Below are 26174 nucleotides of genomic sequence, written 5' to 3' on the forward strand. Positions count from 1 at the left end.
CGACTCCTTATAGAGTTTTTCACATAGAAAACGCTATATCAACCGTGAAACAGCCATAACCAGAGGGGAATTGTGATCAAGATACCGACGCTACTGAGCGCGATGCCGAGCAGGATTGTTTCCTGGCGCACGTTGTATTCTTCTGCCAAAATTGCTCCGGCAAAGGCGCAGGGCATTCCTGCTTGTAAAACCATTGCCAAACGCGACATATCAGTAATGCCGAGCAAAGTCATCGCTCCACCCACGCACAAAGGTACGAGCAATAGCTTAATAACCACGGCAGGCATCGCTTTGCCAACACCATCCCACTGCTTCAATTGGCTCAAGCGCACGCCGATTAGTAGTAGTGCCATTGGGATGACTATTTGCACCGATGTTTGGATGCCGCTAGTTAGAGGTGCTGCCAGTTCGACATGCTCCAACTTCAGCCAGATCCCGATCGCGCAGGCCCAGATCGATGGTGTGGCCATCATGGACTTGAGATGTGTAGACCAGTGAGTCGGCCAACTATGTTCGCCGTAATAGCTGGCGATCGCCACGCCCAAACCGTAACTGCAAATCACGTTATGCGCCAAGCTGAATAACACCACCCAGGCGAGGTAGGCATCATCTACCAGGTAAGGTGCGATCGCCAAACCCACAAACCCCACATTCCCCAAACTAGAGGAGAGCAGAAAGCCACCCCGTTCTGCCTTGGGCATCTGCCGTATGTGCGTCCACAGCCAGCCTAAGCCCAAACCTATTAAAAAGGCAAAAGCAACCACAAAAGGGACAAGCCCTACAGATCTAGTTAAATCTGCCCTCTGAATAAATGCCAATACCTGTAGAGGCACTCCCACCCAATACAGCGATCGGCCCATAAACCTGGGTACTGTTTCAGGTAAATATCTGAGGAATAAAAGCCCCGCTAGTGTCCAGCCAACTAGAGGTAGGTAAATATCAGTAAGGCTGTCAATCACTAAAGTTTAGAGGTTAAGAGCAAGTTAAGTTTAAGTATCTTAGCTTTTTTACTCTAATCTTTCCAAATCTAGTGCTTGTTTTAACTCTGTCAGTTCGTCTTTATGCCCGCGCATCCACAGACTGCCATCCGATCGCAAGCTTAAACTAATTTCTTCGCGGCGATCGGCACCGCGCCAATAAAATATGCCAACCAATGGCGCGATCGGGACAAAGCACCACCACAGATCGCCTATTTCAGGAATTAACGCTTTGAGGACTAACCCCAAACAGCCAAATCCAACTGTGGCCAGACCGACCAGAAATATTGCCAGAAATATGCTGGGTTTTACCTGTCCGGCCAGGGTTACGGAGTCGGTTTGGCGATCCAGTTTCTCGACTTCGTAGGCTCTACCAGTTAAGTAGTCTCTGACCTGTCGCAACAGTTCGTCGCTATCCAGGGTTTTGGATTTAAACAACATCTCCGTCGTGCGATCTTTGACCGACGATCGCAGGAAAGATACCAAACCAACCATCAGCAAGACTGTCAGGAGGAAGGTAGAAGACAAAACGCTATCTTTTAAGTCCATTAAACGCACTAATGTCGTAGGTTCACGATAATGATGATATTATTCTAGACTGGGTGGCTTACTATAAGCTGCTAGGCTGAAGATCGTGCCAAACCAGCTATGTCCCCTGAGCAATGTATTGTAAGCGTTTTGCGGGCAAATACAACGCTAATTGGGGCATACATGTTAGATGCATAAACATGCAATTGTGGGATGAGGAAAAATGGCAGAATACTCAGTCACCTATCGTGAAGAAGGCAGCTTGTCTAAGCTGCAAAGGATATTGCGGCGACGCTGGCTCGCAGCACTGGCAACATCAGTTACCGTATTTGCTGGCGCGGCAGCTTATACTTTTACGAGAACTCCCATTTACGAATCCTCCACTTCTTTACTTGTCGATATCAATGCCAATCGGACTGGCAATTTGCAGGGTAAGCCCGATCGCGTTATCAATCTCGATCGCGTCAATGTCGCTACGGAAATAGCTATTCTGCGCAGCCTGCCTCTAATTGAAACCGCCGTCTCAAATTTGAGAGCTGCACAAACAATTCCCATCCCAGCAGATTTCGTCACTAAAGTTTCCAGCAATCTCGCAATCAGGCAAGAGAACGATGCTATGGTGCTGTGGCTGACGTATCGAGATACCGACCGAACTCGGATACCGCAGGTTTTGCGCGCTTTAACCGATGCCTACAACGAATACAAGCTTAAAGATCTGCGCTCCCAGACGACCTATGCCATTCAATCCATTCAAGCTAAGATACCGCAGTTAAAGAAGAAATCAGAGCAGTCTGCTCTGGCAATTACGCAGTTCCGCAGAAAGAATGGCATCACCGATCCCGATACCTATGCTGCTTCCGTATATGCCATGAAGCAAGCTTTGGAGCAGAAAGAGCAGGAACTCGAAATGAAGGCGATCGAAGCTGAGAAGAAATACAGCGAACTCCAAAAGCAGATTGGGAATCCTACCGATGTAGCTGTCGATCGGGCAATTTTGGCACAGGATACAACCTATCAAAATCTGGTCAAGCAGTTCCAAACAGCGGAAATAGACTATTTCATGGCACGTACCCGCTACCAGGAAGCCCACCCCTCCGTGCGCGTGCTTAGAGATAAGCGCGATCGCCTCTACAGCCTTTTGCAAGCCCAGGTGGAATCTACGCTTGGCGGCAGAGCCTCATCCGTGGGAGTAATCACCGATGGCGAATCGAATATCAGACAAACGCTGGCGAGCCAGTTATTTGACACTAAGGTCGCGATCGCCGTGCAATCCGCCCAACGAGAAAGCGTGCGTCGCGCCAGCGAGCAGGTGGTAGCCGCATTCGCCCAAATTCCCCAGTTGCAACAAACCTATACGGAACTACAGCGCCAATTCTCCTTTGACTCTTCTTTACATGCGAAATTTGCAGAGCGATTAGAGGAGTTGCGCCTCGCTGAATCGCAAGAGAGTCCCTCCTGGCGCTTGCTCGATCGCCCAATATTACCAGAATATCCAGTCGATCCGAATATCCTTCTCAATCTCGTGTTGGGTGGTGTTGGTGGAGTTCTACTAGCTTTAGCACTCGTCCTCCTTTTGGAACGCAACGAGCGTCGCATTCAAGAGGTAGATGAGATTAAAGAGCTGACTGATATTCCTTTGTTGGGAACGATACCCAAACTTAAGACATCGCCATTTTATGCCAGCAGTACTAGCGATCGGACTGACAAAAGCCATGAGAGCGTATCTAATGCTGTGGCAAACATCGTATCGAACTACCAGCATGCTGCTTTTGTCGAGTCTCTGCGCTCCCTGGCAATTAACCTGCGCTATCTCGATGTGAACCGCTCCATCAAATCGATCGCGTTCACTTCAGCGCTGCCAGCGGAAGGCAAAAGTACGTTGATTTACAACTTAGGTTGTATCTTAGCAGAACTGGACTATAGGGTACTCGTGGTCGATGCCGACCTGCGCAGGCCAACTATTCATAAACTGGCTGGACTATCTAACGGCTTAGGTCTATCTACAGCGATCGCGACCAATCATGCCTGGCGGGAAATAGTCCGTACCTTGTCCTTGCAAAATTCCCTGGACGTGCTGACATCAGGGCCGATTCCGCCTAACCCATTAGTGCTGCTAGAGTCCGTCAAGATGACAAACCTGATGCAAGCCTGGGAAGACGAATACGACTATGTTTTATTCGATACACCCCCCATCGTCGGTCTTGCCGACGCTCAAAGTCTGGCTGCTAAGGTCGATGCGGTGGTGATGGTAGCGGCAATTCAAAAGTCTACTCGCACTGCGATCGCCCGCACTGTGGATATTCTCATCAAGCGACACGCTCGTATTGCTGGGATTTTAATTAACATGTGCGATCGGCACGATAGCAGTGACTACTACACCGACTACCGCAGCTACTATACGGAACCTCCCATCGAGCAAATCGATCGCATCGATGGCATTGATGGGGAAGATCGAGCCGATCGCTTTGCAGGCTCGGAAATTAATCCATCCCTAGCACTACCACAGGCGAAGGATATGGAACCAGACGACGATACCGCAGCCGTAACTGAAATCGATCGTTGATAACCATGTAGTTTCTACGCAATCGCATATCCGCTAAATTGGCGTTTGAAGGGAGAGTGAAAACCTAGCACAATATCGGAGGGTGGAACGCCTTTTTCGGTCAAAACTTGAGCGATCGCCACTTCCGTTCCATTATGCTGAATCCAGATTTTGCCATCTTTAATATCAAAGTGCAGGATGAGATTAAAAATTCGTTGCTGATCTTCCCAGCCGATATAGGTGAGTTGGTAATGATCGTGTTCGGTGTCGCAAATGATTTCAGTCTCTACCTCATTGGAATGAGCGTAGGGATGGGCTTGTTCTGTTAAGACCTGACGAATTATTTGTTGGTATTGTTGAAGCTTATCCATTGTTTGATTTCCTCCTTGGTAGGGTTGTAAATAATTAGCTTTACCGCATGACGTTTGAGAGATTTTTGGATGAAAGGGACTTGAAAAAAATCACGATAGGTTTCAAGGGGAACTGCAAGATACAAAACGCGATCGGGTTCTTTATCTTCGAGTGCCTGAAGATAGTTCAAATATTGTCCTAAAGCTGTGTGAAACTCATTAATGTCTGAGTCTGTAATAAAGCTTTTGATTTCGACAGCAATTTTTTCCTGGCCGCGTTGAGCCGCGATCGCGCTTTCAGCCCCCAAGTCAATTTTTAGTTTAACGGCTTCGCTAATTTGGATCGTAAATGGATCGTGGGTAATCAGCCAGCCATCTTTTTCTAGAGCGTGTTTAACTGCTTCATGAAATCGATCTTTGCGAGACATGGCTCTACACCCCCACCTCTACAGCAATCGAGGTATCGCATACCAAGGCATCGATGCCCTTATGAAGGACAAGAACTTCGTTGGCTTGCAGTACTGCCATTGCATATTCGCGTCCTTTAAGGTCGGCAAATTACTTCTTAGAAGGCTCAAGCTTTTTGGGTTCCGGTTCTGATTTAGGAGCGTCGCTAGACTGTAATGCTCTATCCAGGACTTCCCTAGCGTTATGTGCCTGAGATTTGGCTTCTTGATAGCGCAAATTATATTGGGCAAAGTTCTTGAGGACTTTGAACCCTTCGCGCAAACTGGAAATTTCCTCCTCGCTAACAGGTTCGTCGGTAAATAAAATATCTACCTGCGATCGCACTTTCATAGCTTCGGCTCGCAGTTCCTGCATTTTTACCTTTAAAGTTGCCAGATTATTCAACACCTGTACTGCTTGAGTAATAGCATCCTCTGCCTCATTAGTAGCTGGCATAGGTAGCTCCTTGACTTCAATAAACTGTTGGGGACTAAACCCATCCTCTAGCTCCGCCTCTATCTGACCGGCATCCATCAGTTCGACTAATTGAGCCATGGCTTTTTCGCGGGCTTTGGGTGAATCTTTGCCAGGAACTGCAATTACAACTTCTGGACTTTGGGCAAGCGTGTACTGAACCATACTTAACCTGGTATTGTGTTTATCCGAGAAATAACTATTGAAAATCTAACTTTTCATGTAGCATATTCACACAAAATTTCTGGAATTGGAAATTATTACCATGCACTGGGGACAATTAGGTCGGGGTTTAGTATCTACTACTGGTACTTTAGGGCTATGTACTTTAGGGCTATGTTGGTCGGCAAATGCAGGTGTAACAGGCACTCCAGAAATTACATCTGTGGAGGGTGCTTTAAGCCATGTAAGTCCTGGCACCATCACTGACAAACCTTTGCTGGTAGCCCAGCAAGACACGAACGTTATCTTTGTCGCGCCCAATGGCACTGATATTACAGGCGCAGGTACGCAGTCGCAGCCATTCCGAACGATTACAGCCGCATTAAGCACTAACCCCCAACCAGGCACCACGATCCAACTAGCCCCTGGTGTATATGATGCGGAAAATGGAGAGGTGTTTCCAATCAAATTGCTGCCAGGGATCAAACTTATTGGCACTAGCAACACCAAAGGCGAAGGCGTGACGATCTCTGGTGGCGGTAAATTCATCAGTCCTACATTTGCCAGCCAGAATATTACGATGTTGGCGGAGCATAATACTACTATCGAAGGCATCACTCTCACTAATAGTAACTTTAGAGGTTATGCCCTTTGGTTAGAGTCCAGGCGCAATGTGGTAATTACCAACAACACTTTTAGGAATACCACCCATGATGGTATTTTCTTGACTGGCGATACTCAAGCTCTTATCGCGCACAATATATTTACTCGAAACAGAGGCAGTGGTATTTCAGCAGTTGGTAATAGCACGGGAGAAATTCGGGGAAATACCTTCAACAACACTGGATTCGGCTTATCTATCGGACAGAAATCTCAGGTGATGCTTGTCAACAATCGCATCGTCAACAATGTAGATGGGGTAATTATTTCCAATGTCGCAACTCCAGTTCTACGCGGTAATACGATTACCAACAACAATCGCAATGGTGTAGTCATTCTTAAGGATCGGGAGGGTCAGCCCGTACCAGACATGGGTATCGCCACCGATCCCGGTCGTAACATGATTCAAAATAATAAGGTTAAAGATATTCACAATGTCTCTGGCGTGGCGATCGCTGCGGCTGGTAACGAACTGAGTCGCAGTAAAATTGCTGGCCCCATCGATACAGTCGCAACCCGATTTGTGGCGAGAACTCCTAGTTACACCCCACCGCCGCAAACTACTCCCAGGGTAGTTTCGCCAGTTTCTCCCATCACAACATTACCGTCACGTACGACAATCCCACCGCGCGTAACGTTACCTCCACGTACGACGCTGCCGCCACGCACGACTACATTACCTCCACGTACGACGCTGCCGCCGCGCACCACCAACCCAGAGATTAATCCAGACCCTGCTAGCGTTGCACCTTTACCCTCGCCCAACGAACCTATTCCTACTACGATTTCGATCGAGCGCAGTTTACCCCCTGTGTCGACTAAGCGGCCTCCAGGTAAAGTGGTGGAGCGCCCCATCAGTACAGTTGTAACTCAGCCCGTGACACCCGTAACTGCCCTGCCACCAATTACTACGAGCAGCCGGGTCGAGAATCCCACTACGAACAGAGAGGTGCTGCGCTATCGCGTGGTAGTACCTCTGAGCGCAAGCACTACCAGAGAAGCGATCCGCCGTGTAGTTCCTAATGCTTTTATGGCTAGATATAACGGTCGCCCCGCCATGCAAACCGGAGCCTACAGCGATCGCGATACTGCTGAAGAGCAAGCCAAAATATTACTGGATTCTGGTTTGCCAGCGATCGTCGTTCAGATGAACAGCTAGCTAAATCTGAGTTACTGCGTATTTATCTTTAGACTTGCCCATAGCAAAGCGCAATGATTCGGCGAGGCTGTGGTTTGCTTGCGTGCTGAAAATAACGATCGCCAGAATAGATAATCCTGTAGCGATCGAAAAGGAATTTGCTAATCCCACGCGCGGAATAATATTGCCCATCACTGGCCCCGCAAAAGCGATACCTAAGTCGAAGCCAGCCCAGGCTAAGCCAAAGACAAAACCCCTTTCAGCGGATACAGTCCGATCTGCGAGCAAAGTCACGATCGCCGGAATCGTAATACCCGCTCCAATCCCCTCCAGCATTCCTGCAACAAGGAAGTGAGGTGCAGAGTGGGAGACAAAGATCGTTAACATGGACGTTGCATAGAAACACAATCCCAACGATATGAATAAGCCGCGTCCGTAGCGATCGCTAATTCTAGCCAGTGGCAATCGCACTATAAAACCTGCGATCGCGGCGGCCATGTAGAACAGGCCGACATTAAAGGGAATTTTCTGCGCTTTAATCAATAAAGGCAAAAAGGCGCTGAGATTGCCGAATATCAGACCGATTAGGAATAAAATCAAAGCGGGAGTTCGCACCCTGGGGCTAAGCAGGGTCGGCCAAAATGGTAGATGAGTGCGACGATCGATCGTACCGAGATCTTGCACTGCGACACCTCGTACTGTGGATGTATATCCTTCCTCCTCAATCTCCCAAGTGACGGCGTATCCCATCATTGCCAGCCCAGCAGCAACGATAAATAGATTTTGATAGCCCCATGTTGCCTGGATCCACCCCCCTAATGCGGGGCCAATGCCCAAGCCCAATGGATTCACCAAACTCATATAGCCAATGATTTCACCGCGCTGCTTCGGTGGAGCCAGATCGGACGTGAGGGCACTATAACCAGTGGTAAAGGCAGCAATACTGATACCGTGCACGGCTCGAAATACCATCAGCAATGGGATGGAATTAGATAAGGCATAGCATAGTGGCATAGCAGCAGCAACTGCTAAGCCAAGTTGCATCACGATCCGCCTACCTCTGCGATCGGCCAGCCTGCCCAGATAGGCGCGACAGAGGAGCAATCCGATCGCAAAGGCACCCATCACCGAGCCAACCTGTGCCTCAGTACCGCCTAGACTGTCAACGTACAGCGGCAGGACAGGTAGCTGTGATGCCATGCTCGACCAGAACAATAGTCCTGTAAAGAAACATGCAACCAAATTGCGCCGCGTATCAACGGGAAGTTGCTGAAAGGTTTGAGATAAGCGCATCTGGTTATGTAAGAGTTAGCTTTTAGCTTTTAGCTTTAAGTCCCTACCTGATAGCTAGAGAAGCTAAGGGATCTGGGATAGTTGCGCTAGGTGCAGTGAATTCGCCTGTGGCGACAAACTCCAGGCGAAGCTTTAACCAGCGTACTACGTTTGGATCGGTGGAAACGATCGCTGCCGCCGGTTGCGGGCATTGCCGTTTCACATCCGCCATTTCCGGCGCATCCAGAAAAGCTGGCTGCTCTACCAGCCAGAAGTCGATTTCTTTTTTGCGATCGCCATAATTTCGGGTACGTTCTTTCAGCGATTCTGCTAGGGGTTCGTCTTCGCACAAAAAATTACGGCTAGCGGCGACAAAATAATAGTTTTTTGGCTCTTGCATATGAAAAAAGTTTTGAACAATTGGAAAAAGTCAGCTTCGTCTATATATAGCCGCAGACAGATCTGTTAGGACAGGGGGTGTGGGGGCTGCGCCCCCACGCAGGGGTTTCACCCCTGCACCCCGTCCTCAGCCTATTGGCTATAGCTATATTTTAAGACTTAAGCATAAGCCCTAAAATTATCGATCTTAATTACTTAATGTTATAGCCGTAGACAGATCTGTTAGGACAGGGGGTGTGGGGGCTGCGCCCCCACGCAGGGGTTTCACCCCTGCACCCCGTCCTCAGCCTATTGGCTATAGCTATAAAAGGTTATCGATCTTAAACCGCAGCTAAACCCAGTGCTTGCATGACTGCCAATTGAGCTGCAGGTAGCTGGCTGTAGGAAAACGTCCAGGGTATGCCAGGTGGTAGCAATGGAATGATGCGGTCGAGATTGTAGGGACTGCCATAGACGGCGATCGCAGCTAGTTTGTCTTGTTCTACTAGTTCTGTGATTAATTTACCGATCTGCTCGTGCAGATCGACACTGCCCCGGAAGGGATTACCGCGACTAAATATTTGCAGGAGTACGTGCGGATAGCCTTCTAACTTGACGTACGGCAAAGTATAGCGATCGAGAATCAAATGCGGGTAGCCCAATTGACTGGGCACTGCAACCGCAGCCGATCGCGGAGATAAAAATTCCGTGCAGGTAAGTTGGTCGTCGACGATTAGAAGATCGATCGCCTGGCGATCGCGGAGTGGCGCAAGCGATGGAGGCTTATGAATGCGTAGAGAGTTAACCGTAATTTCCTGGCTGGCCTGGAGATTTTCCTCACTACCCAAGTTGGTATAAAGCTCGTCAAGGGCGGGCTGTTCGCCACAAACACGGGTCTTTGCTTTCCAAATTCTTTCCAGTGAGGCTTTGATGCGATAGCGACTAATTTTACCTGCTTCAACGGCAGCGCAGATCGCCTCAATGGTGGCGACAGGATCGACAGGCATCAGCAGTATATCCGCACCAGCCATCACAGCTTGTACTGCCACCTGCTCGACTGTATAGCGATCGGCAATGCCAGCCATAACCAGTGCATCGGTGACAATCAGACCATCAAACCGCATTTCCTGTCTTAGCAAATCTGTAACGATTTTGGGTGATAGGGTGGCGATATACTGAGCGTCCAGAACGGGCGCGTAGACGTGTGCTGTCATCACCGCATCCACACCCGCAGCGATCGCGCTGGCAAAAGGCGGCAGTTCCACATTAGTAAAACGCTCGCGATCGCAGTCAATAGTAGGTGTTTGCAGGTGAGAGTCAATGGCTGTGTCTCCATGTCCGGGGAAGTGTTTGGCGGTAGTCAGCACGGCATGGGATTTAGCACCGCGAATAAACGCCGAGCCTAATCTAGATACCTCCATACTGTTTTCTGCAAACGACCGGACGTTGATGACTGGATTGGCAGGATTATTGTTTACATCTACAACGGGAGCCATTAACCAATTCAGCCCAATTGCCTTTGCCTCCTGCGCCGTGACAGCTCCCATCCTTTCTGCCATATTTATCGCTGTGTGTGGCGATGCCAGATTCGAGAGTGCCATCGGCGGTGGAAAGCAAGTAGCTCCCTCAAATCTTTGCCCCACACCCTCCTCAACATCAGCAGCGATTAGAAGCGGAATCCCTGCCCAGGAATGGAGTTGCTGCGATCGCAAATAAACTTCTGGCGCGCTACCACCCATCAGGATGACACCACCCACACCATACCGACTAATCCAAGTTTGCAGAGTTTGGTTGGGTGGTTCCCAGTTGGGATATTGAATCTGATGATCGTATAAGTATCCTGATGCCCTGATCGCAATCATCTGAGCCACTTGTTCTTGCAGCGACAGCGAATCAATATTTGGGAGAGTAATCATGGAGAGTGCCTCGCAGCATGTGACGCTTAAAGCTGCCAACCTTGTAGTTGACAGCTTATCAAAAAATTTAGAACAATTTAGTTATAGCCGTAGACATATCTGTTAGGACGGGGTGCAGGGGTTCCACCCCTGCACCCCGTCCTAAGCCTGTTGGCTATAGCTATATAGAAAATCTATAGCGATCGCAAATGATTGGTGAAAAGGGGTTGTGGGGCTGCGCCCCACGCAGGGTTGACCGCCCCTGCACCACGTTCATAAATGATTTAGCATCGCTACAGATTACTTTAAGAATTTAAACTTACCGTTACTACCGCCTGGTTCCATACTGATTTGTGCGACATAAAATTCCTTCTGAATGATTTCGCCTTCGGGGGTAAAGGAGATCTCGCCCAGTGGAGTATCGTACTTACCTGCCAAAATCGCTTTATTTAGATCGGTGCGCAATTGAGGTAGGGATAAAGTACTAATTTTAGTTTTGCCATCTACGGCTTTCAGTGCTTCTACGAATACCTGTACGCCTGTAAATGCCTGCGCGCTGAACTGCGGTGGTTCCTTCTTGTTTTGCTCGGTGTAGATTCTGCGAAATTCTTTGTTAATTTCGTTAGGATGCTCGGGACTGTATGCTTGGGCGATCAGGATGCCATCGCATAGAGCTTTACAAACAGGTAGCAGATTAGAAGTATTTAACCCATTACCACCAATAATTAAGCCCTTGTAGCCTAGTTCGCGCAACTGTTTCACCAGGTTGCCGCCGTCAGCCGCTAGCCCGGAAATTATAACCAGTTCGGGCTTCAGGTTAATTGTATTAGTTGCCTGGGTTTGAAAGTCGGTATCCGTGGTCTGAAACTTTTGCACGGTAACCAGGTCAAGCCCTTGAGCCTTCACCGTCTCTTGAAATGTTCCGGTTTCCGACTTACTAAAAGCATCGTTCTGGGCGTAAAATACTGCCACCTTTTTAATATTGGGGTTAATCTTGAGCGCGGCTTTGACGGCGTTCGGTGCTACAACCGCTACTGGTGCCGATACCCGCGAAATGTATTCGCCTATTTGGGGAATGCCCTTAGCCGTATTTGAAGGCGCGAGCACGGGGACTTTGGCTCGTTCGGCGATCGGGTCGGCGCTGAAAGCATGTTGAGATAGGGTAGGCCCCACTATACCGACCACTTTATCTTGATTAATTAGGGCATTAAAAGCATTGATGGCACCTTGTTCGTCACCGGAAGTATCCTGGAAAAACAACTTAATTGGCGTGCCATTTACACCACCTTTCTGATTAAAAAACTGCTCGGCAATTTTGGCACCAATTACTTGCTCCTGACCCAAAAGGGCAACGTTACTGGTCTGAGCCACACCTATCCCAATGGGGATAGGTGCGTTACCCGTTGTGTTAACTGGGGCTGTAGTTGTAGTGGCGATCGGTGTGTTTGACTGGCCGCAGGCTACAACCAGAATGCAGGTTATAAATGCAGTCAGCAGGTGTTTAAATATGCTTTTCATAAAATCATTACTTAAATATACGAGCACAATTATCTTAAGAAATAGTTGCTTCTTGTCACTTTCCTACCCTACACAATAACAGAGGCTTTCGATCGGGGTTCGGTATTGCGCTCCGGTACAATTTGTTATGGTCAAACAATTTATGAAAAAAATCGATCGCTTTTATGAGTCAAGCAAAAGAGCTAAGCCCAGAAGAGTTGTTTCAAGAGGGGATTCGGCTCAGTAAAATCGGGCAGTACGAAGCGGCGATCGCGGCGTTTAACCAGGCACTGATTGCTAAGCCAGGTTTTGCGGAAGCTTGGAACGATCGTGGTATGGCGCTTGGCGATTTGCAGGAATACGATGAGGCGGTTGCCAGTTACGACAAAGCCATAGAGATTAATCCCAAACTCCATCAAGCTTGGTATAACCGAGGTGTGGCTCTGGGCAACTTAGGCAAATATGAAGAGGCGATCGCCAGTTGGGATAAAGCCCTAGAAATTAATCCCGATCTGGCAGAGGCCTGGTACAATCGCGGCTGCGCTATGGGAAATTTGCAGCACTTCAACGGTGCGATCGCTGCCTTTGCCAAAGCGATCGAGATAAATCCTAACTATGCGGCTGCCTGGTTCAGCCAAGCTTGCATTTACATGGTGCAGGGTAATGTAGACTCAGCGATCGAGTATCTCCACCAGGCCATTCAATTAGATCGGCATCGATATCTCAACCTAGCTAAGAAGCATCCTGGTTTTGATGAAATCCGCCAAGATTCAAGATTCCAAAATTTGCTGATGCAATAGGTTACGAAGCCACGAGATAGTCTTCTGTTTCAATTACTTGTCGATCTGGTTCCACATCTGCAATTACTGCACTAACAGCAATACTAGTATGCAAGGTACACAAAGTGCGGAATGGATCCATAATCGGATCGACCGCAAAAAAGAGAACCAGAACCGCATCTAAAGGTAAGCCTAAAGGTTGTAAAACTACACCCATAGTTGCGAGGGTAGCAATACCCGTTGCGCCCGAGCTAGCGATGCCTGCAAAAATCGAACCAACCACTACTATCGATAGTCCCCCCACACCCAAGTCAAACTTATAAAGCTGAGCCACAAATAGACTGGCAAGGGCGAAGTAGAGCACCTGACCAAATCTACCGACCGTAACTGCCAAAGGCACAATCACATTGATTGCCTGCAGATCGAATTTAAGTCCGTCGCTCATGGCGGCAATGCTAGAAGGCAGACAAGCAAAAGCATTACTCGTAGCTAGCGCTAATATGGAAGTATCGCGCAACGTGGCAAAAGTGAATAGGAAGGAGCGCTTGACTCGACTCCAAATTACTAACATGCTGATGATGTAGACAATGGCATAGGCGATTAGCCCAGCGATTAGAAAATTTACCATCGCAAAGATCACATTTAAACCTGCTTTAGCAATCTGTGAAGCTAACAAGCAGAACAAACCAAAGGGTAGTAGTAAGGTCAGCCAGCCAATCAGCTTATTGAAAGATTTGTAGATATAGTCAAAGGTACTAAAGACTCGATATGGATTACTAGATTTACTATTAACAATCCCAAGCGTGGCACCGAATACAATTGAGAAAAAGACAACTTTAAGCGTTTCCCCTTCGCTGAGCGAGCCGAATATATTACTAGGAATCATGCTAGCAATAAAGCCGAGTAAGTTCGGCACCTCTTTGGGTGGAGTTAGAGGCCCACTTAGAGATATGACTAAATCCACTCCTTCTTTATTGATTAAAACGCCTAGCCTCTGGAGTGTCCCCGAACTCAAACTTCTGCCAGGCCCTAAGATTAATGCGGTCAGAAGACCTACCAGCGATACCGCCAACATGCCAATGGGAAATACGAGAAGAACTCTCTTAATATACCGCCCAGCTTCATGGGAGACCATCAATCTGCCTATACTCATGGTAATTGCTGAAATCAGTATGGGCAGAACGCACATTTTCAGCAAAGAGAGATAGATATTTCCAAATGGAGCAAGTGATTTCGCAAAATTTGGTTGAGATGCACCCAGATATATTGCAATTAAAGCACTACACAAAATAGTCCACGGATTGCGCAGTACCCCGAATAGCCAGGAAGTGGGAGTCCATGATTTTAGCTCAGCCAATGCAGTTACTCCTTCCGAAATGAATTTTCATAGGTTTTTATTAGTTGATCTGCCGTATAACTCAGCTTGTTCAGACTGAGGTCATAATTGACAAAATCTATGAGTTGAGAACTCTGCCAGTGGCCAACAACGGCAAGTAGGTCTGTCGTATCGCTAAATGCAACTGTCTGCACCTGAAGTGCGAAATCAGGTTGGAGGAGAAGGACTTTCTTAATTTCTAGCTCATCGCGGAAGGCAGCCAGAATCTCGCCTTTGCCAACAGCATCAACCGCATCAGTCCATTTAGGGAACTCTACCACCGTTGACTTGGGGAATCTTTTCTTCGCAAATAGAGAATACTGCGTACCCTGAATTACACCTACCTTACCATCAAGGCCTCTAATCACTTCTTCCGCCGTAAAGCCTCCACTCATTCTCTGCGCGAGTTGTAACCTATTTACAAGAAGGGCTTGACGCATAGTCACGTACGGCAACGAGAATTTCATTTGTTTAGCTCGTCTCAAGCTAATACTGAGTTTAGAGATTGCTAAGTCAGCTTTTCGTCTTTGCACCAATTCTACAGCTTCGTTAAATGTTTTCGGCGAGCGATCGAATCTCACTTTTACGCCTAATTCCCGAGCGATCGATCTGCCAATATCGACATCTAAACCTGAAAGCACGTTACCCTTTGCCCGTTCAAAAAAAGGTGGATTATCAATTCCCAGCATTGCTACTATAAGTTCGCCGCGTTTTAATATTCTCCCTATATCTTCTGGAAAGCTAGGTTCTATTTCCTTCTCAGCAGGTACTTGCTTGGAAATCTTCAACTGAGTGAATGTTGGAGATATAGAATCTGGGGCTGCTTGCTCTAGATGACCTCTCACGCTTATTGTCGGTAATACCTCTGTAGCACCATGCTCTATGTCTATGTCTTTAAGCACGCCCTGAATGCTGACATCTGGTAAGACTTCAGATGCTCCTTTATCCAAAGTCATTTGCTCGATCGCGCCTCGAATGCCCGAGCGATCGCTGACTGGAATGTCCTGAGCAATTTTAAGAGGAAGCGCCAAAGCGTAGGGCGATCGCCCCATAAAAATAAATAAAATTAGAACGATAATCAAGCCCGAGCGGGTTCTTGTCAATAAAGTTTGCAAGCCTTGAATTACTGCATAGAACTTTAAATTATTTATTCTAGGTAGCATTTAGTGAGTCTCCTAGCGCATGTTAGCCCTGTGGTTGTTTGGGCTTAATAACTTCTCAGTTAGTCGATTTAGCTATGACCTGTACCCCTATAATTCCCAAATTCTAGGGGAATTTGAACAATCTGTCTCCCCTAGTTGTGCAGGGGGCAAGGACTTGACCAAGAAGTATTGGGTTTAGGTTAATATAGTAGTTTGTTGCCACTAATACCACATGACTACCCATTTCGTTACCGCAGAAATCGACTTAAATAGCGCGGAATCCTCAGTAATTGAGGCGGTCAATACCGAACTAGCCAAGCACGGCGAACCACTGCGCTGGGCGATTACTTCTGTAGATGCCGATCGACAAACTGCGCAGGTAGAAGCAGTAGTTACGGTCGGCTCCGTACAAAACTTACCTAAGTAGACGCTGAGGTTCGTGCAGAAGTGTAGCCTGAATTCAGCCAAACTACTCCATATAACAACACATTAACCCCTATATGTCCACTTATCAAACTGCTCCTGACCTCCAGCCTTCAGATTACATTATTTTGGGCATTGCCAACTGCTTCATTAAAGCTGATGGTGAAGTTCAGCAAGTCAAAGTGGCAGAACCGATTCCCTCTGCGGCTTTAGAGGCAATCCTCAAGCAGATCCCGACCTCCTACGAACTTGCCTATGCCACCGATCTCGGGCAGATACTGGATAGTGATGGTAAGCCCCAGCTACCGGCAGGGGTTTTTCCGGCTGATGTCCAGATCTGTAGTGAGTTTCTCGATCGCGCGATCGCTGCTGCCCGCACCTACAAAACTCGTCCCGAGGCCAAAAAACACATTCCCGTAGGGCAAACTCATACCAACTTTAACTTTTCGCTAGAGAAAAAACGCATTCTCAACCCAGATCGCGTCGTCCGCGAAGAAGATAACGTCAAGCAACATCCCCACACCCATAAGGTACTCTAGATATCAGCTTTTAGCTATGAAATATTAGGAAGTTTTTGATGTTAAGCAGTGCCAGATCGAGATCGAGAAAATTGGCAGGAGCTAAATAATCTACACCACCTGAAGTGGATGCAGCGCTGTCTGGAACTTGCTCAAGGGGCTAGAGGGCGGACTGCACCCAATCCTATGGTTGGTTGCGCGATCGTCAAAGATGGCGAACTAATCGGTGAAGGCTTTCACCCCGCTGCCGGACAACCCCATGCGGAGGTGTTCGCGATCGCCGCCGCCCAATCTAATCGTGGTATTGATGCCACGCAGGGAGCCACGCTCTACGTTAATTTAGAACCATGCAACCATTTTGGTCGTACCCCTCCCTGCACCGAAGCGATCGTCAAGGCAGGTATTAGCCATGTGGTAGTGGGCATGGTCGATCCCGATCCGCGCGTTTCGGGTAGCGGCTGCGATCGCCTGCGTCAAGCCGGAATTTCTGTTACGGTGGGCGTAGCTGAAACTGCCTGTCAAGAACTAAATGAGGCATTCATCCATCGCGTCACCCATCAAGTCCCGTTTGGCATTCTCAAGTATGCCATGACTCTAGATGGCAAAATCGCCACTGCAACTGGGCATAGTTACTGGATTACTTCTGAACCTGCGCGTCGCGAAGTACACTACCTGCGGGCAGGATGCGATGCTATTGTCACGGGTGGCAATACCGTACGCCTCGACAACCCCCATCTCACCACCCACGGCATCTCAGAGCAATCACCTTTGCGAGTAGTCATGTCTCGAACCTTAGACCTTCCAATTGAGGCTAACCTGTGGCAGGTGAACGACCGACAGCGTACCTTGGTAATTACCCAAACCGATCGAGATCGTCAGGTAGCAGAATGCCTGCGCGATCGCGGTGTTGAAGTACTGGTGTTGCCAGAATTATCTCCCCAGTATGTCATGTCAGAATTAGGTCGGCGCGGCTGCAATGCGGTGTTGTGGGAATGCGGTGGTGTCCTGGCTGCCAGCGCGATCGCATCGGGATCGATCCAGAAAGTTTATGCTTTTATCGCACCTAAGTTAATTGGTGGGCTTGACGCACCTGGGCCAATTGCATCGCTGGGCTACACCAGGATGACGCAAGCATTAAATCTAGAGAGAATTAGCACCTCAAATATCGGCGACGATTTGCTTGTTGCAGGTTACGTGAGACAAGAGATAGATATCCCAAGTTGAGGCAGAAAGAATCGAGTCGTTGAAACCTTCTTTGTCAACATATAGTTTTTCCAACTGAACTGAAAGATTGCTCAATCGATCTAGCATAGGCAGTAAACTTATCCGGTTTCACTTCGATATTCCCGACAAGAGATGCGATCGCAAATCTTAACAGCAATAGGTAGAGCAAAATAAAAACTCTCAGGAATATCACTCGTTTACTTTTCTTGTCTCCCATCAGGAACCATGTCAGCACTAAGAGTGGAGCTACAAGCCAGAAATCGATCGCAAATAGACGATTGCCAAATTCTTGGCAAATTGGGTGGCTGGCATGGAAATAAGCGGAGGTTGTTCCAGTGCAATATATTCTAAGACCGACAAAATGTAATATGTAGTAGAGTTGACTGGCTACAAAGATAACCAGTAAGAAGCACCGCCAAGAAAATCCTGCCATATTTACTTCTCGATCGCAAATTTACGGTAAATAGATATTATTAATCTCTGGATATAACTGTCGATACTGCTCGGAAGAGTTTAACCACTGACAGCGTTTGAGCTTTACCTGATGCCAACCGACCATATATTTTCTAAATCCTTCTACTTCTCTAGTTTCACCATCGCGGAGGGGTGGCTCAAAACCGAAAGTCCATCCCTGGTAGCGTCGATATGGGTTGCTCAACGTACGCAGATCGTTGCCATCCTTATCCAAAATTTCTAGTTCGACGGCAAGAATTTGTTGTTTTCTCTTGCTACGGTTGGTGACGGCGATCGTGAAGGTTACTTCTCCATATGGATCTAACAAATTCCAATTTTTGAGACTGCAAGTTGAGGAATCGCTAGTGTGGGCTGAGTTGGCAGTTGGAGCGGCAGGAGATTGCCATCGATCTTTAGTTGCCTCCAGCAAGCGAACTACTTCTTCGCGATTGAGATAGTAAGAATCCACTAAAACTGTGCGATAGAAGATATTAACAGCATTGGGTGCGTAAGGGCGTTCCCAATCTTTCCATGCTTGTGGCTTGTTGAGATCGAGGCTATTGGAACGATTGGAGCTGTCAATTCTTTTGCCCTCGCTCGCTCGCTCGAACTCTGGCCAGGTGACGCACCTCGGCACACTCGAATGAAGTCGTTCGCCGCTCGACTTAGATGTCGTCAGAGGGGGAGGATCGATGGGAATTGGCTCGGAAGCAACTGACGGATTACTAGCACAATTTGTCGTAACCAGCAGTATGAAGGGTGCTAGCAATACGGAAAAAGTAACTTTGGAAATTTGCATCTCGATCGATAGCTATATCAACGTCAAAATCAGCCAGAATTAATGGTAATGACGCACTTCCAGTTTTAAGCTGCGATCGCTCTAACATCCTAATTGAACGCTTCGACCGCTCTCTTGTACCTGATGTTCCCCAATTCACCTTAAGATTTAACCTGCCTTGGGAGGAGGGGCTGGGGGATGAGGGAGTACGTTAGTTGCACATCGCGTAAGTATTGCATTAACACTAAAAAAACTCAGGTCATTTAAACCTGCTTTGTCGGCATAGCACGGGCTAAAATCAGAATTAAGGTTTGTTCTGAGTTACTGCACGTATGCCCGTTTTATCGCCCGATCTCCAACAAAAGCTGGCTGCACCGCTCAAGGTAGGCAACTTTGAGCTGCACAGCCGCGTATTGCAGTCACCCTTGTCCGGTGTTACGGATATGGTATTTCGCCGACTGGTGCGCCGCTATGCCCCCCAGTCAATGCTCTACACCGAGATGGTGAACGCAACTGGATTGCAATACGCCAAAGAGCTACCCAAGATTATGGAAGTAGAGCGATCGGAAACGCCAATTAGCATCCAACTATTTGACTGCCGACCTGATTTCCTCGCTGAAGCTGCTCGCATGGCGGTCGCTGAAGGAGCCGATACCGTTGATATCAATATGGGTTGCCCGGTAAATAAAATTACTAAAAATGGGGGTGGCTCGTCCTTGCTGCGCCAGCCAGAGGTGGCAGAAGCAATTGTCCGCTCTGTAGTTAGTGCGGTTAACGTTCCCGTCACCGTCAAAACTCGGATTGGCTGGAGTGAAAGCGAGATTAATATCCTGGACTTTGCGCGACGCATGGAGGATGCGGGCGCTCAGATGATTACCGTACACGGGCGCACGCGAGCGCAGGGTTACAATGGTCCTGCCAAGTGGGAATGGATTCGTCGCGTTAAAGAAATAATGTCCATTCCCGTAATCGCCAATGGCGATATCTTCTCGGTGGAAGCGGCGATCGCTTGTCTAGAACAAACAGGCGCGGATGGTGTGATGTGTTCGCGCGGCACACTGGGCTATCCGTTCCTGGTTGGTGAAATCGACCATTTCCTTAAAACTGGAGAACTTAAACCCAAGCCTTCACCCATAGAACGCCTGCAGGTGGCGCGCACCCATCTAATCGAACTGTACGACTATAAGGGCGATCGCGGCATTCGGCAGGCACGCAAACATATGACCTGGTATGCCAAGGGTTTTGCTGGAGCCGCAACTTTGCGGGGGCAATTATGCCTGGTAGAAAACCTGCAACAGGGTTTAGATTTACTAGATGCCGCGATCGCTCAACTAGCAGATCGATCGCACGAGTTGCAAGCAACCGAAGCGGATCTGGCGATGTCGGTGGCAATGTAGGCATATGCAGCCCGATCTATGTTATCGTCACGGAGGTTTGGCAAGATTTGTAGGACTTACGTATTGAATGCTGAGATCGAGATCCCCCCTAGCCCCCCTTAACAAGGGGGGGACTTCTAAAGCCCTCTTAATTAAGGGGGTTGGGGGATCTATCTTGCGTAAGCCCCGATTCGATAACTCCCCCACTAGGAGCATAGATTTATGAAAAATTTGGATTGGTCGAAGCTGCGCTTTGTATGGCTACTGGTTGGGGCATTGCTTGGAGTTGGAGCCTACACTGTCTGGTGGTTTACCATCCAGAGGCAAACAGTCCCAAATGGCTCTATACCACCAGTATTACCAGGATCTAGCCTTTCCAATATCACGTTTTCAGAAGTTGACAAGAATGGCAAGCAGTTGTGGGAAATTCAGGCCAGCAATGCGGAATACAACCAGAATCAGCGCATAGCTTCGGTGAAGAAAGTCAGGGGCAAGTTTTTCCGCGATGGCAAGCCAGCGATCGAAGCTGTGGGTGAGAGGGGGACGATCGATCAAGCTAAGCGCGAGATTACGATTGAGGGGAAAGTGAGCGCGATCGCCATTAAAGACGGGATTAACCTCAAAGCAGATCGGATTGTGTGGGAAGCGGATCGAGATTTATTAACCGCAACGGGCAATATCAAGGCCGAAAAACCTGCCGATAAGCTAGCGATCGTCGGCAAAAAGCTGACGGCCTATCCCAGTACGAACCGCTTTAAACTAGAGAAAGAAGTGGTTGCAACCTCGGTGAAACCGCCGCTCAGACTAGAAAGTGCCTTACTAGTGTGGGATGCCAATCTCAATAAGGTGATTGCGGATGTGCCTTTTCGCGTCGTCCATCTCAAGGAAAAAGTGAGGATCAGAGCTGACAAGGGCGAATGGAGTATCAAAGATAGTCTGGTGACTTTAGTTGGGAATGTGAAGGGCAGATCCTTCGACCGCGATCTTGATGTCATCTCTAATTCCTTAGTGTGGGATATTCAGAAACAAATCGTGAACCTGCCTGTTTCTCTGCGCGTGGTCAGCAACAGCCGAGGCGTGGAGCTAAATGCTAATAAGGGGCGAATCGATCTAGGCAAACAGCAAATAAACCTGGACGGCCAAATTCAAGCTAGTTCCAAGCAGAATCAGGCTGTCCTCACAGCAGATGCGGTGGAGTGGCAAATTCCCGCTCAGACAATCGTCGTTCAGGGTAATGTCAACTACCGTCAAACCGAGAAAAATGTCAGCGTTACGGGCGATCGCGCCGTTGCCAATATTGCCGAGCAAACCGTACAAGTTTCCGGTGGCGATGTGGTTACCAAAATTACACCATAGTTAGCTATAATTTCTAAGCCTTGCTTTTATCGAATGATATAGCCGTAGACAGATTTGTTAGTACAGGGGGTGTGGGGGCTGCGCCCCCACGCAGGGGTTTCACCCCTGCACCCGGTCTTAAGCCTGTTGGCTATAGCTCTATAAAAGCCTAATGTCCACAAGGAAACTGTATTAATGCGTCCATACGAAACCATGTACATTCTCCGCCCCGATTTAGGTGATGGAGAAATTGAGAGTGCGATCGCCAAGTACCAAACTTTCTTACAAGACCAGGGATCTGAGTCAATTAAAGTCCAGCATCGCGGCAAGCGCCGTCTTGCCTATGAAATTGATAGGCATCGCGAAGGCGTGTACGTTCAAATGAACTACTATGCCAAGCCCAGCACCATCGAGCTGTTGGAGCGCTCTATGCGTCTGAGCGACGATGTAATTCGCTATATGACTTTAGCTAGAGAGGCTGAAGATCGAGTCGCAGTAGGCGCGGGGAATGAAGTTGAGTCAGAAACTGCTGCTAGCTAAAACGAGCGCTGAACGCTAAAAGTAACCAATACCCAGCCTATTTATTTTGTATAATGATAGGCTGGACTAAAAACAAAAAAACAACAAAGCATTAAATAGGTTGAACTAACATGAGCCGCCACTGTCAGCTAACAGGCAAAAAAGCCAATAACTCCGTTACCATTTGCTTTTCCCATAAACGTCACAAGCGCCTACAACACGTTAACTTACAGTGGAAGCGTATTTGGTGGCCGGAGGGCAATCGTTTTGTGACATTACATATTTCCACGAAAGCCATTAAGACCCTGCAAAAGAAAAGCTTGAGTACCTTTGCGAAAGAAGCAGGCATAGATCTAAATAAATTCTAAGTGCGATCGATCTGCGATCGCGAAATTAGAAATAGCGGCATGTTAGGGGTTTGCAGTTTTGCAGACCTTTTTGCTCGTTGAAATACAACAGGGACGGGTTTTGTAGTTAATCTAACGAATAGAACCATAGGATTCGTGCTAAACCTGCCCCTAAACCAGGGGTATATTTTCACTGAGAAATCTCCCTATGAACATTGGCATTGCTGGTTTAGGCTTAATTGGTGGCTCTCTCGGTTTAGATCTGAGAAGCTTGGGGCATTACGTTTGGGGTATCAGTCGCAGTTCGGATACCTGCAAGCAGGCCGTAGCGATTGGTGCCGTAGATGCCGCCTGTCAGGAGGTATCTATGATCCCTTATCTGAATAAAACCGATGTGGTGTTCGTTTGTACGCCCATCACCGCCATCTTGCCAACGATCGCGGCGATCGCGCCACAACTCAGCCCAAAAACTATCTTCACAGATGTTGGCTCTGTTAAATCCGCCATAGTCGGCGAAGCAACTAAGCTATGCCGCTTTGTGGGCAGCCACCCTATGGCAGGTACCGCCTTTAGTGGCATTAATGCCGCCGAGCGCAATTTATTTAAAAACCGCCCCTGCGTAATCGCACCTACCGAAGATCGAGAGGCAATGGTAGTAGTGCGATCGCTATGGGAGTCATTGGGGATGCTTATCTATGAGTGCGATGCCGCAGTTCACGACAGGGCTGTAGCCTGGATCAGCCACCTACCCGTAATGGTCAGTGCCGCGCTCATCCATTCCTGCCAGCAGGAACCTGATGCAGAAGTAGTCCAACTGGCAAAAAATCTAGCCAGTTCTGGGTTTCGCGATACCAGCCGCGTGGGTGGTGGCAATCCAGAGCTAGGCAGGCTAATGGCAGAGTATAACCAAACCGCACTACTGAAAACATTGCATACGTACCGCGATGTTTTGCAAAGCTTAATTGGTGAAATCGAAAATGGCAACTGGGATGCTCTGCAAGCTTTACTAGAGACAACTCAAGCCGCAAGACCTCTTTATATCAAGTAAAGCAGGCCAGTCTAAACTGGAGAGCGACTCTCCAGGAAATACTCAAACGCATAACCGAAGATCTCAATATATACTTTGAACAGGAGCTGCAAATGTTCAGCTTGGAGGATAAAGGAAATTTATGAGTACAAATCCTACACAACAAACTTCGCAATCTCCCACTGCTGAGGATAAACTTGAAAATATCCAAGCAATGGCATTAACTATAATTGATGAACTTCATAAGTTGACTGAGGGAGGCGCGAAATCTAAAAGCGCTCTAGAAGAAGCTCAACTATCAAAGAAGCTAGAAAAACCACCAGCTAATTCTCGTGTAATGGTGAATATATCTTCTGATATAGATGAAAAACTTGAAAGTCTTGCAAACAAGATAGGACGGACAAAGGATGAAATCCTGCTAGGAGGTATTTCCTTGATTGAGCTTGCCGTTAAAGCAAAAGAAGAAGGAAAGAAATTTGGAGTGGCTGAACAAGATCAGACACTTATAACTGAGGTTGTTGGATTGTAAGCATACTGATGACATCTGAGAACCCAACTCCTGCAAATCTTCCAGAAAAATTCGACTTATTTAGTAAATCTGGACAATTTCAATACAGTCAAGAGCCTGACGATGTAAGAGCTGCTCGTTTAGCAAACGATCGCCTTAAGCTCGAAAGTGAGACTCGACAAAAAGAGTATGACTTAAGCTTCCAACGAAGAATGGAAGTTTTTAAAACTACTGCATTCACAATTGTCTCGATTGCAGCAATTGGTTTTGGTTTGTACTTTTGCTTGCAAATTATTAACAGTTCTACCTCATCTGAAGACGCGAAAAAAGCTGCGATCGCAACTATTAGCTCTATTTTGACTTCATCTATAACTGGAATTGCAGGATATCTTGCTGGAAGTAATAAGAATAGTAATCTCAAGTAGAAAAGGGTGGAATTTCGTAGCCAAATAGATTAGCATCTACGGCATCGAGTTTTAGATCTGCCAAGCCGTACTCTGCCCAACGGCGATCGCACATAGCAGCAACGTCAGGATCGCTCTCCAGGGCTTCACCCCATTCATGCTCCGCTTCAGGAGGTACTTTTGTAGTGGCATCAATGCCCATGCGACCGCCTAAGCCGATCTTCTCGCTGGCAAAGTCGAGGGAATCGAAGGGAGTGCTGGGTAGAATAAATACATCGCGCACCGGATCGACTTTGGAACTAAGCGCCCATACTACCTGACGCGGATCGCGAATATTAATCGACTCATCCACTACAATTACGAATTTGGTGTAGGTAAATTGCGGTAACGCGCTCCAAAACGCTAGAGCCGCGCGGCGAGCCTGTCCGGGATATGACTTTTTAATTGAGATAATCGCAGCTTTGTAGCTGAGAGCTTCCATTGGCAGAAAGAAGTCGGTAATTTCCGTTACCTGTTGGCGCAGAATAGGCGTGTAGATGCGATTGAGCGCGATCGCGATCATAGCCTCTTCTTTAGGCGGTCTGCCGCTGAATGTCGTGAGATAGATCGGATCGCGGCGATGGGTAATTGCCTGGAAGCGAATCAAAGGGGAATCTTCCACACCGCCGTAGTATCCCATATGATCGCCAAATGGACCGTCGGGCAGAACTTCTCCTGGCGCGATCGTACCCTCTAGAATAAACTCGGCTTGGGCGGGAACTTCTAAATCTATGGTCTTGCACTTGACCAGTTGCACTCCTTCACCACTATAAAGTCCAGCAAATATCCATTCTGAGAGATCGATAGGGATGGGAGTCGCCGCCGCCATAATTAATAAGGGATCGACTCCAATCGCGATCGCAATTTCTAATTTCTTCCCCATTTCGGCAGCTTTGCGCAGATGCCTCGCTCCTCCCCGTACTGAAAGCCAATGCACGGTCATCGTATTTTTGGATTGCTGCTGCAAGCGATAGACGCTGACATTGGGAATTCCATTCTCTGGGTCTTTGGTAATGACTAATCCCAGCGTAATTACCTTACCCGCATCCTTTGGCCAGGGACGGATCGTGGGAATGATATCGAGATCGACTTCTTCGCCGTGCAGTACGACTTCTTGGCAGGGAGCGTTACCGAATAGAACTTTCTGCGGGCGCGACTTCACCACATCAAATAGAATTTTACCAAAATCCACAGCTTGAGATAGTTTTTTGGGCGGCTTGGGGCTTTGCAGTTTGCCAAGTTTTTCGCCCAACGCTTCCAGTTCCTGTTGACTTTCCATTCCCATGGCCCAGGTTACCCGCTCGACCGTACCGAGTAGATTCACCACAACTGGAACCTTGCTACCTTTCACGTTTTCAAAGATCAGCGCGGGGCCAGCAGCCTGTAAGAGTCGGTTGCTAATTTCGGCGATTTCCAGATCGCGATCGACTAAAGCGGTGACCCGCCGCAGTTGGTTGCGAGTTTCGAGCAATTTCAGGAACGAACGCAGGTCACGGGTCATAGTTTTAAGTCGGACTTTGTTAAGTTATGTATCAAAATTCTGTTACTATTCTATGCTAGTTAAACCAAACAGTTGAAGTGGATCCAATCGATTCATCCCTTAAAGA

At 47.9% G+C, this 26174-nt stretch carries 27 protein-coding genes; 13 read left to right on the forward strand and 14 right to left on the reverse strand.

Annotation, left to right across the window (positions count from 1 at the left end; genetic code table 11):
- Window positions 1–38: 38 nt before the first annotated feature.
- Window positions 39–959 (reverse strand): AEC family transporter, encoded by a 921-nt coding sequence (locus tag PSE6802_RS0123085; RefSeq protein ID WP_026103497.1) that lies wholly within the window; start codon window positions 957–959, stop codon window positions 39–41.
- 48 nt (window positions 960–1007) lie between these two features.
- Window positions 1008–1505 carry a cofactor assembly of complex C subunit B gene (locus tag PSE6802_RS0123090; protein WP_263970391.1) on the reverse strand — a complete coding sequence of 166 codons (498 nt, stop codon included), beginning with the start codon at window positions 1503–1505 and terminating at the stop codon, window positions 1008–1010.
- Between the two features lie 223 nt (window positions 1506–1728).
- On the opposite strand from PSE6802_RS0123090, the gene PSE6802_RS30095 reads away from it, so the two are divergent.
- A complete protein-coding gene (locus PSE6802_RS30095) occupies window positions 1729–4068 on the forward strand; it encodes a GumC family protein (protein ID WP_019502401.1) in 2340 nt (779 codons plus the stop codon).
- Window positions 4069–4082: 14 nt separating this feature from the next.
- On the opposite strand, the gene PSE6802_RS0123100 is transcribed toward PSE6802_RS30095, so the two are convergent.
- The 3 genes from PSE6802_RS0123100 to PSE6802_RS0123110 form a co-directional block, all read right to left on the reverse strand.
- On the reverse strand, window positions 4083–4418 hold the full coding sequence (locus tag PSE6802_RS0123100) for a XisI protein (protein WP_019502402.1): 336 nt from the start codon (window positions 4416–4418) through the stop codon (window positions 4083–4085).
- Window positions 4388–4825 (reverse strand): element excision factor XisH family protein, encoded by a 438-nt coding sequence (locus PSE6802_RS0123105; RefSeq protein WP_019502403.1) that lies wholly within the window; start codon window positions 4823–4825, stop codon window positions 4388–4390. Before PSE6802_RS0123105 ends, PSE6802_RS0123100 begins: the two co-directional genes overlap by 31 nt.
- A gap of 130 nt (window positions 4826–4955) precedes the next feature.
- The gene (locus PSE6802_RS0123110) at window positions 4956–5483 is read right to left on the reverse strand and encodes a hypothetical protein (protein WP_019502405.1); all 528 of its coding nucleotides are present in this window, start codon (window positions 5481–5483) and stop codon (window positions 4956–4958) included.
- A gap of 100 nt (window positions 5484–5583) precedes the next feature.
- Here PSE6802_RS0123110 and PSE6802_RS0123115 point away from each other — a divergent pair, with 100 nt between their 5' ends.
- Window positions 5584–7299 carry a DUF1565 domain-containing protein gene (locus PSE6802_RS0123115; protein WP_019502406.1) on the forward strand — a complete coding sequence of 572 codons (1716 nt, stop codon included), beginning with the start codon at window positions 5584–5586 and terminating at the stop codon, window positions 7297–7299.
- Here PSE6802_RS0123115 and PSE6802_RS0123120 read toward each other — a convergent pair whose 3' ends face one another.
- The 4 genes from PSE6802_RS0123120 to PSE6802_RS0123135 all read right to left on the reverse strand — a co-directional run bounded on the left by PSE6802_RS0123120 (window position 7300) and on the right by PSE6802_RS0123135 (window position 12341).
- Window positions 7300–8571, reverse strand: coding sequence for an MFS transporter (locus PSE6802_RS0123120; RefSeq protein ID WP_019502407.1), 1272 nt, complete (start codon window positions 8569–8571; stop codon window positions 7300–7302). It lies immediately after the preceding gene.
- 43 nt (window positions 8572–8614) lie between these two features.
- Complete coding sequence (locus PSE6802_RS0123125) at window positions 8615–8950, reverse strand: MgPME-cyclase complex family protein (RefSeq protein WP_019502408.1); 336 nt, start codon at window positions 8948–8950, stop codon at window positions 8615–8617.
- A 319-nt stretch (window positions 8951–9269) separates the two neighbouring features.
- Window positions 9270–10844, reverse strand: a complete 1575-nt coding sequence (locus PSE6802_RS0123130) for a glycoside hydrolase family 3 N-terminal domain-containing protein (protein ID WP_019502409.1) — start codon at window positions 10842–10844, stop codon at window positions 9270–9272.
- A 279-nt stretch (window positions 10845–11123) separates the two neighbouring features.
- Entirely contained in the window at window positions 11124–12341 is a 1218-nt protein-coding gene (locus tag PSE6802_RS0123135; protein WP_019502410.1) for an ABC transporter substrate-binding protein, read from the reverse strand.
- A gap of 164 nt (window positions 12342–12505) precedes the next feature.
- On the opposite strand from PSE6802_RS0123135, the gene PSE6802_RS0123140 reads away from it, so the two are divergent.
- On the forward strand, window positions 12506–13120 hold the full coding sequence (locus tag PSE6802_RS0123140; RefSeq protein ID WP_019502411.1) for a tetratricopeptide repeat protein: 615 nt from the start codon (window positions 12506–12508) through the stop codon (window positions 13118–13120).
- Window position 13121: 1 nt separating this feature from the next.
- On the opposite strand, the gene PSE6802_RS0123145 is transcribed toward PSE6802_RS0123140, so the two are convergent.
- Entirely contained in the window at window positions 13122–14456 is a 1335-nt protein-coding gene (locus PSE6802_RS0123145) for a dicarboxylate/amino acid:cation symporter (RefSeq protein WP_019502412.1), read from the reverse strand.
- Between the two features lie 5 nt (window positions 14457–14461).
- The gene (locus tag PSE6802_RS31440; protein WP_019502413.1) at window positions 14462–15637 is read right to left on the reverse strand and encodes a substrate-binding periplasmic protein; all 1176 of its coding nucleotides are present in this window, start codon (window positions 15635–15637) and stop codon (window positions 14462–14464) included.
- A 211-nt stretch (window positions 15638–15848) separates the two neighbouring features.
- Here PSE6802_RS31440 and PSE6802_RS0123155 point away from each other — a divergent pair, with 211 nt between their 5' ends.
- The 3 genes from PSE6802_RS0123155 to ribD all read left to right on the forward strand — a co-directional run bounded on the left by PSE6802_RS0123155 (window position 15849) and on the right by ribD (window position 17781).
- Window positions 15849–16043 (forward strand): hypothetical protein, encoded by a 195-nt coding sequence (locus tag PSE6802_RS0123155; protein WP_019502414.1) that lies wholly within the window; start codon window positions 15849–15851, stop codon window positions 16041–16043.
- Between the two features lie 73 nt (window positions 16044–16116).
- Entirely contained in the window at window positions 16117–16578 is a 462-nt protein-coding gene (locus PSE6802_RS0123160; RefSeq protein WP_019502415.1) for a hypothetical protein, read from the forward strand.
- Window positions 16579–16686: 108 nt separating this feature from the next.
- Window positions 16687–17781 (forward strand): bifunctional diaminohydroxyphosphoribosylaminopyrimidine deaminase/5-amino-6-(5-phosphoribosylamino)uracil reductase RibD, encoded by a 1095-nt coding sequence (gene ribD / locus PSE6802_RS0123165; protein ID WP_051050654.1) that lies wholly within the window; start codon window positions 16687–16689, stop codon window positions 17779–17781.
- Window positions 17782–17815: 34 nt separating this feature from the next.
- Here ribD and PSE6802_RS0123170 read toward each other — a convergent pair whose 3' ends face one another.
- Both PSE6802_RS0123170 and PSE6802_RS0123175 read right to left on the reverse strand, forming a co-directional pair.
- The gene (locus tag PSE6802_RS0123170; RefSeq protein WP_019502417.1) at window positions 17816–18214 is read right to left on the reverse strand and encodes a hypothetical protein; all 399 of its coding nucleotides are present in this window, start codon (window positions 18212–18214) and stop codon (window positions 17816–17818) included.
- A 21-nt stretch (window positions 18215–18235) separates the two neighbouring features.
- The gene (locus tag PSE6802_RS0123175) at window positions 18236–19033 is read right to left on the reverse strand and encodes a hypothetical protein (RefSeq protein WP_019502418.1); all 798 of its coding nucleotides are present in this window, start codon (window positions 19031–19033) and stop codon (window positions 18236–18238) included.
- A 311-nt stretch (window positions 19034–19344) separates the two neighbouring features.
- Here PSE6802_RS0123175 and dusB point away from each other — a divergent pair, with 311 nt between their 5' ends.
- The 7 genes from dusB (at window position 19345) to PSE6802_RS0123210 (ending at window position 24549) form a co-directional block, all read left to right on the forward strand.
- Entirely contained in the window at window positions 19345–20409 is a 1065-nt protein-coding gene (gene dusB, locus PSE6802_RS0123180) for a tRNA dihydrouridine synthase DusB (RefSeq protein ID WP_019502419.1), read from the forward strand.
- A gap of 201 nt (window positions 20410–20610) precedes the next feature.
- Window positions 20611–21744, forward strand: coding sequence for an LPS export ABC transporter periplasmic protein LptC (gene lptC, locus PSE6802_RS0123185; RefSeq protein WP_019502420.1), 1134 nt, complete (start codon window positions 20611–20613; stop codon window positions 21742–21744).
- A gap of 174 nt (window positions 21745–21918) precedes the next feature.
- Window positions 21919–22263 (forward strand): 30S ribosomal protein S6, encoded by a 345-nt coding sequence (gene rpsF / locus PSE6802_RS30105; protein WP_036945728.1) that lies wholly within the window; start codon window positions 21919–21921, stop codon window positions 22261–22263.
- A 110-nt stretch (window positions 22264–22373) separates the two neighbouring features.
- Window positions 22374–22610, forward strand: a complete 237-nt coding sequence (rpmB, locus tag PSE6802_RS0123195; protein ID WP_019502422.1) for a 50S ribosomal protein L28 — start codon at window positions 22374–22376, stop codon at window positions 22608–22610.
- A 187-nt stretch (window positions 22611–22797) separates the two neighbouring features.
- Window positions 22798–23637, forward strand: coding sequence for a prephenate/arogenate dehydrogenase (locus PSE6802_RS0123200; RefSeq protein ID WP_019502423.1), 840 nt, complete (start codon window positions 22798–22800; stop codon window positions 23635–23637).
- A gap of 121 nt (window positions 23638–23758) precedes the next feature.
- On the forward strand, window positions 23759–24145 hold the full coding sequence (locus tag PSE6802_RS32865; RefSeq protein ID WP_019502424.1) for a hypothetical protein: 387 nt from the start codon (window positions 23759–23761) through the stop codon (window positions 24143–24145).
- Between the two features lie 8 nt (window positions 24146–24153).
- Window positions 24154–24549, forward strand: a complete 396-nt coding sequence (locus tag PSE6802_RS0123210; protein WP_019502425.1) for a hypothetical protein — start codon at window positions 24154–24156, stop codon at window positions 24547–24549.
- Here the strand turns inward: PSE6802_RS0123210 and PSE6802_RS0123215 are convergent.
- Window positions 24542–26068, reverse strand: coding sequence for a UbiD family decarboxylase (locus PSE6802_RS0123215; RefSeq protein ID WP_019502426.1), 1527 nt, complete (start codon window positions 26066–26068; stop codon window positions 24542–24544). The two genes, PSE6802_RS0123210 and PSE6802_RS0123215, sit on opposite strands and share 8 nt — an antisense overlap.
- Between the last annotated feature and the right edge of the window lie 106 nt (window positions 26069–26174).

It is taken from the genome of Pseudanabaena sp. PCC 6802, assembly GCF_000332175.1.
Classification (GTDB): Bacteria; Cyanobacteriota; Cyanobacteriia; order Pseudanabaenales; family Pseudanabaenaceae; genus PCC-6802.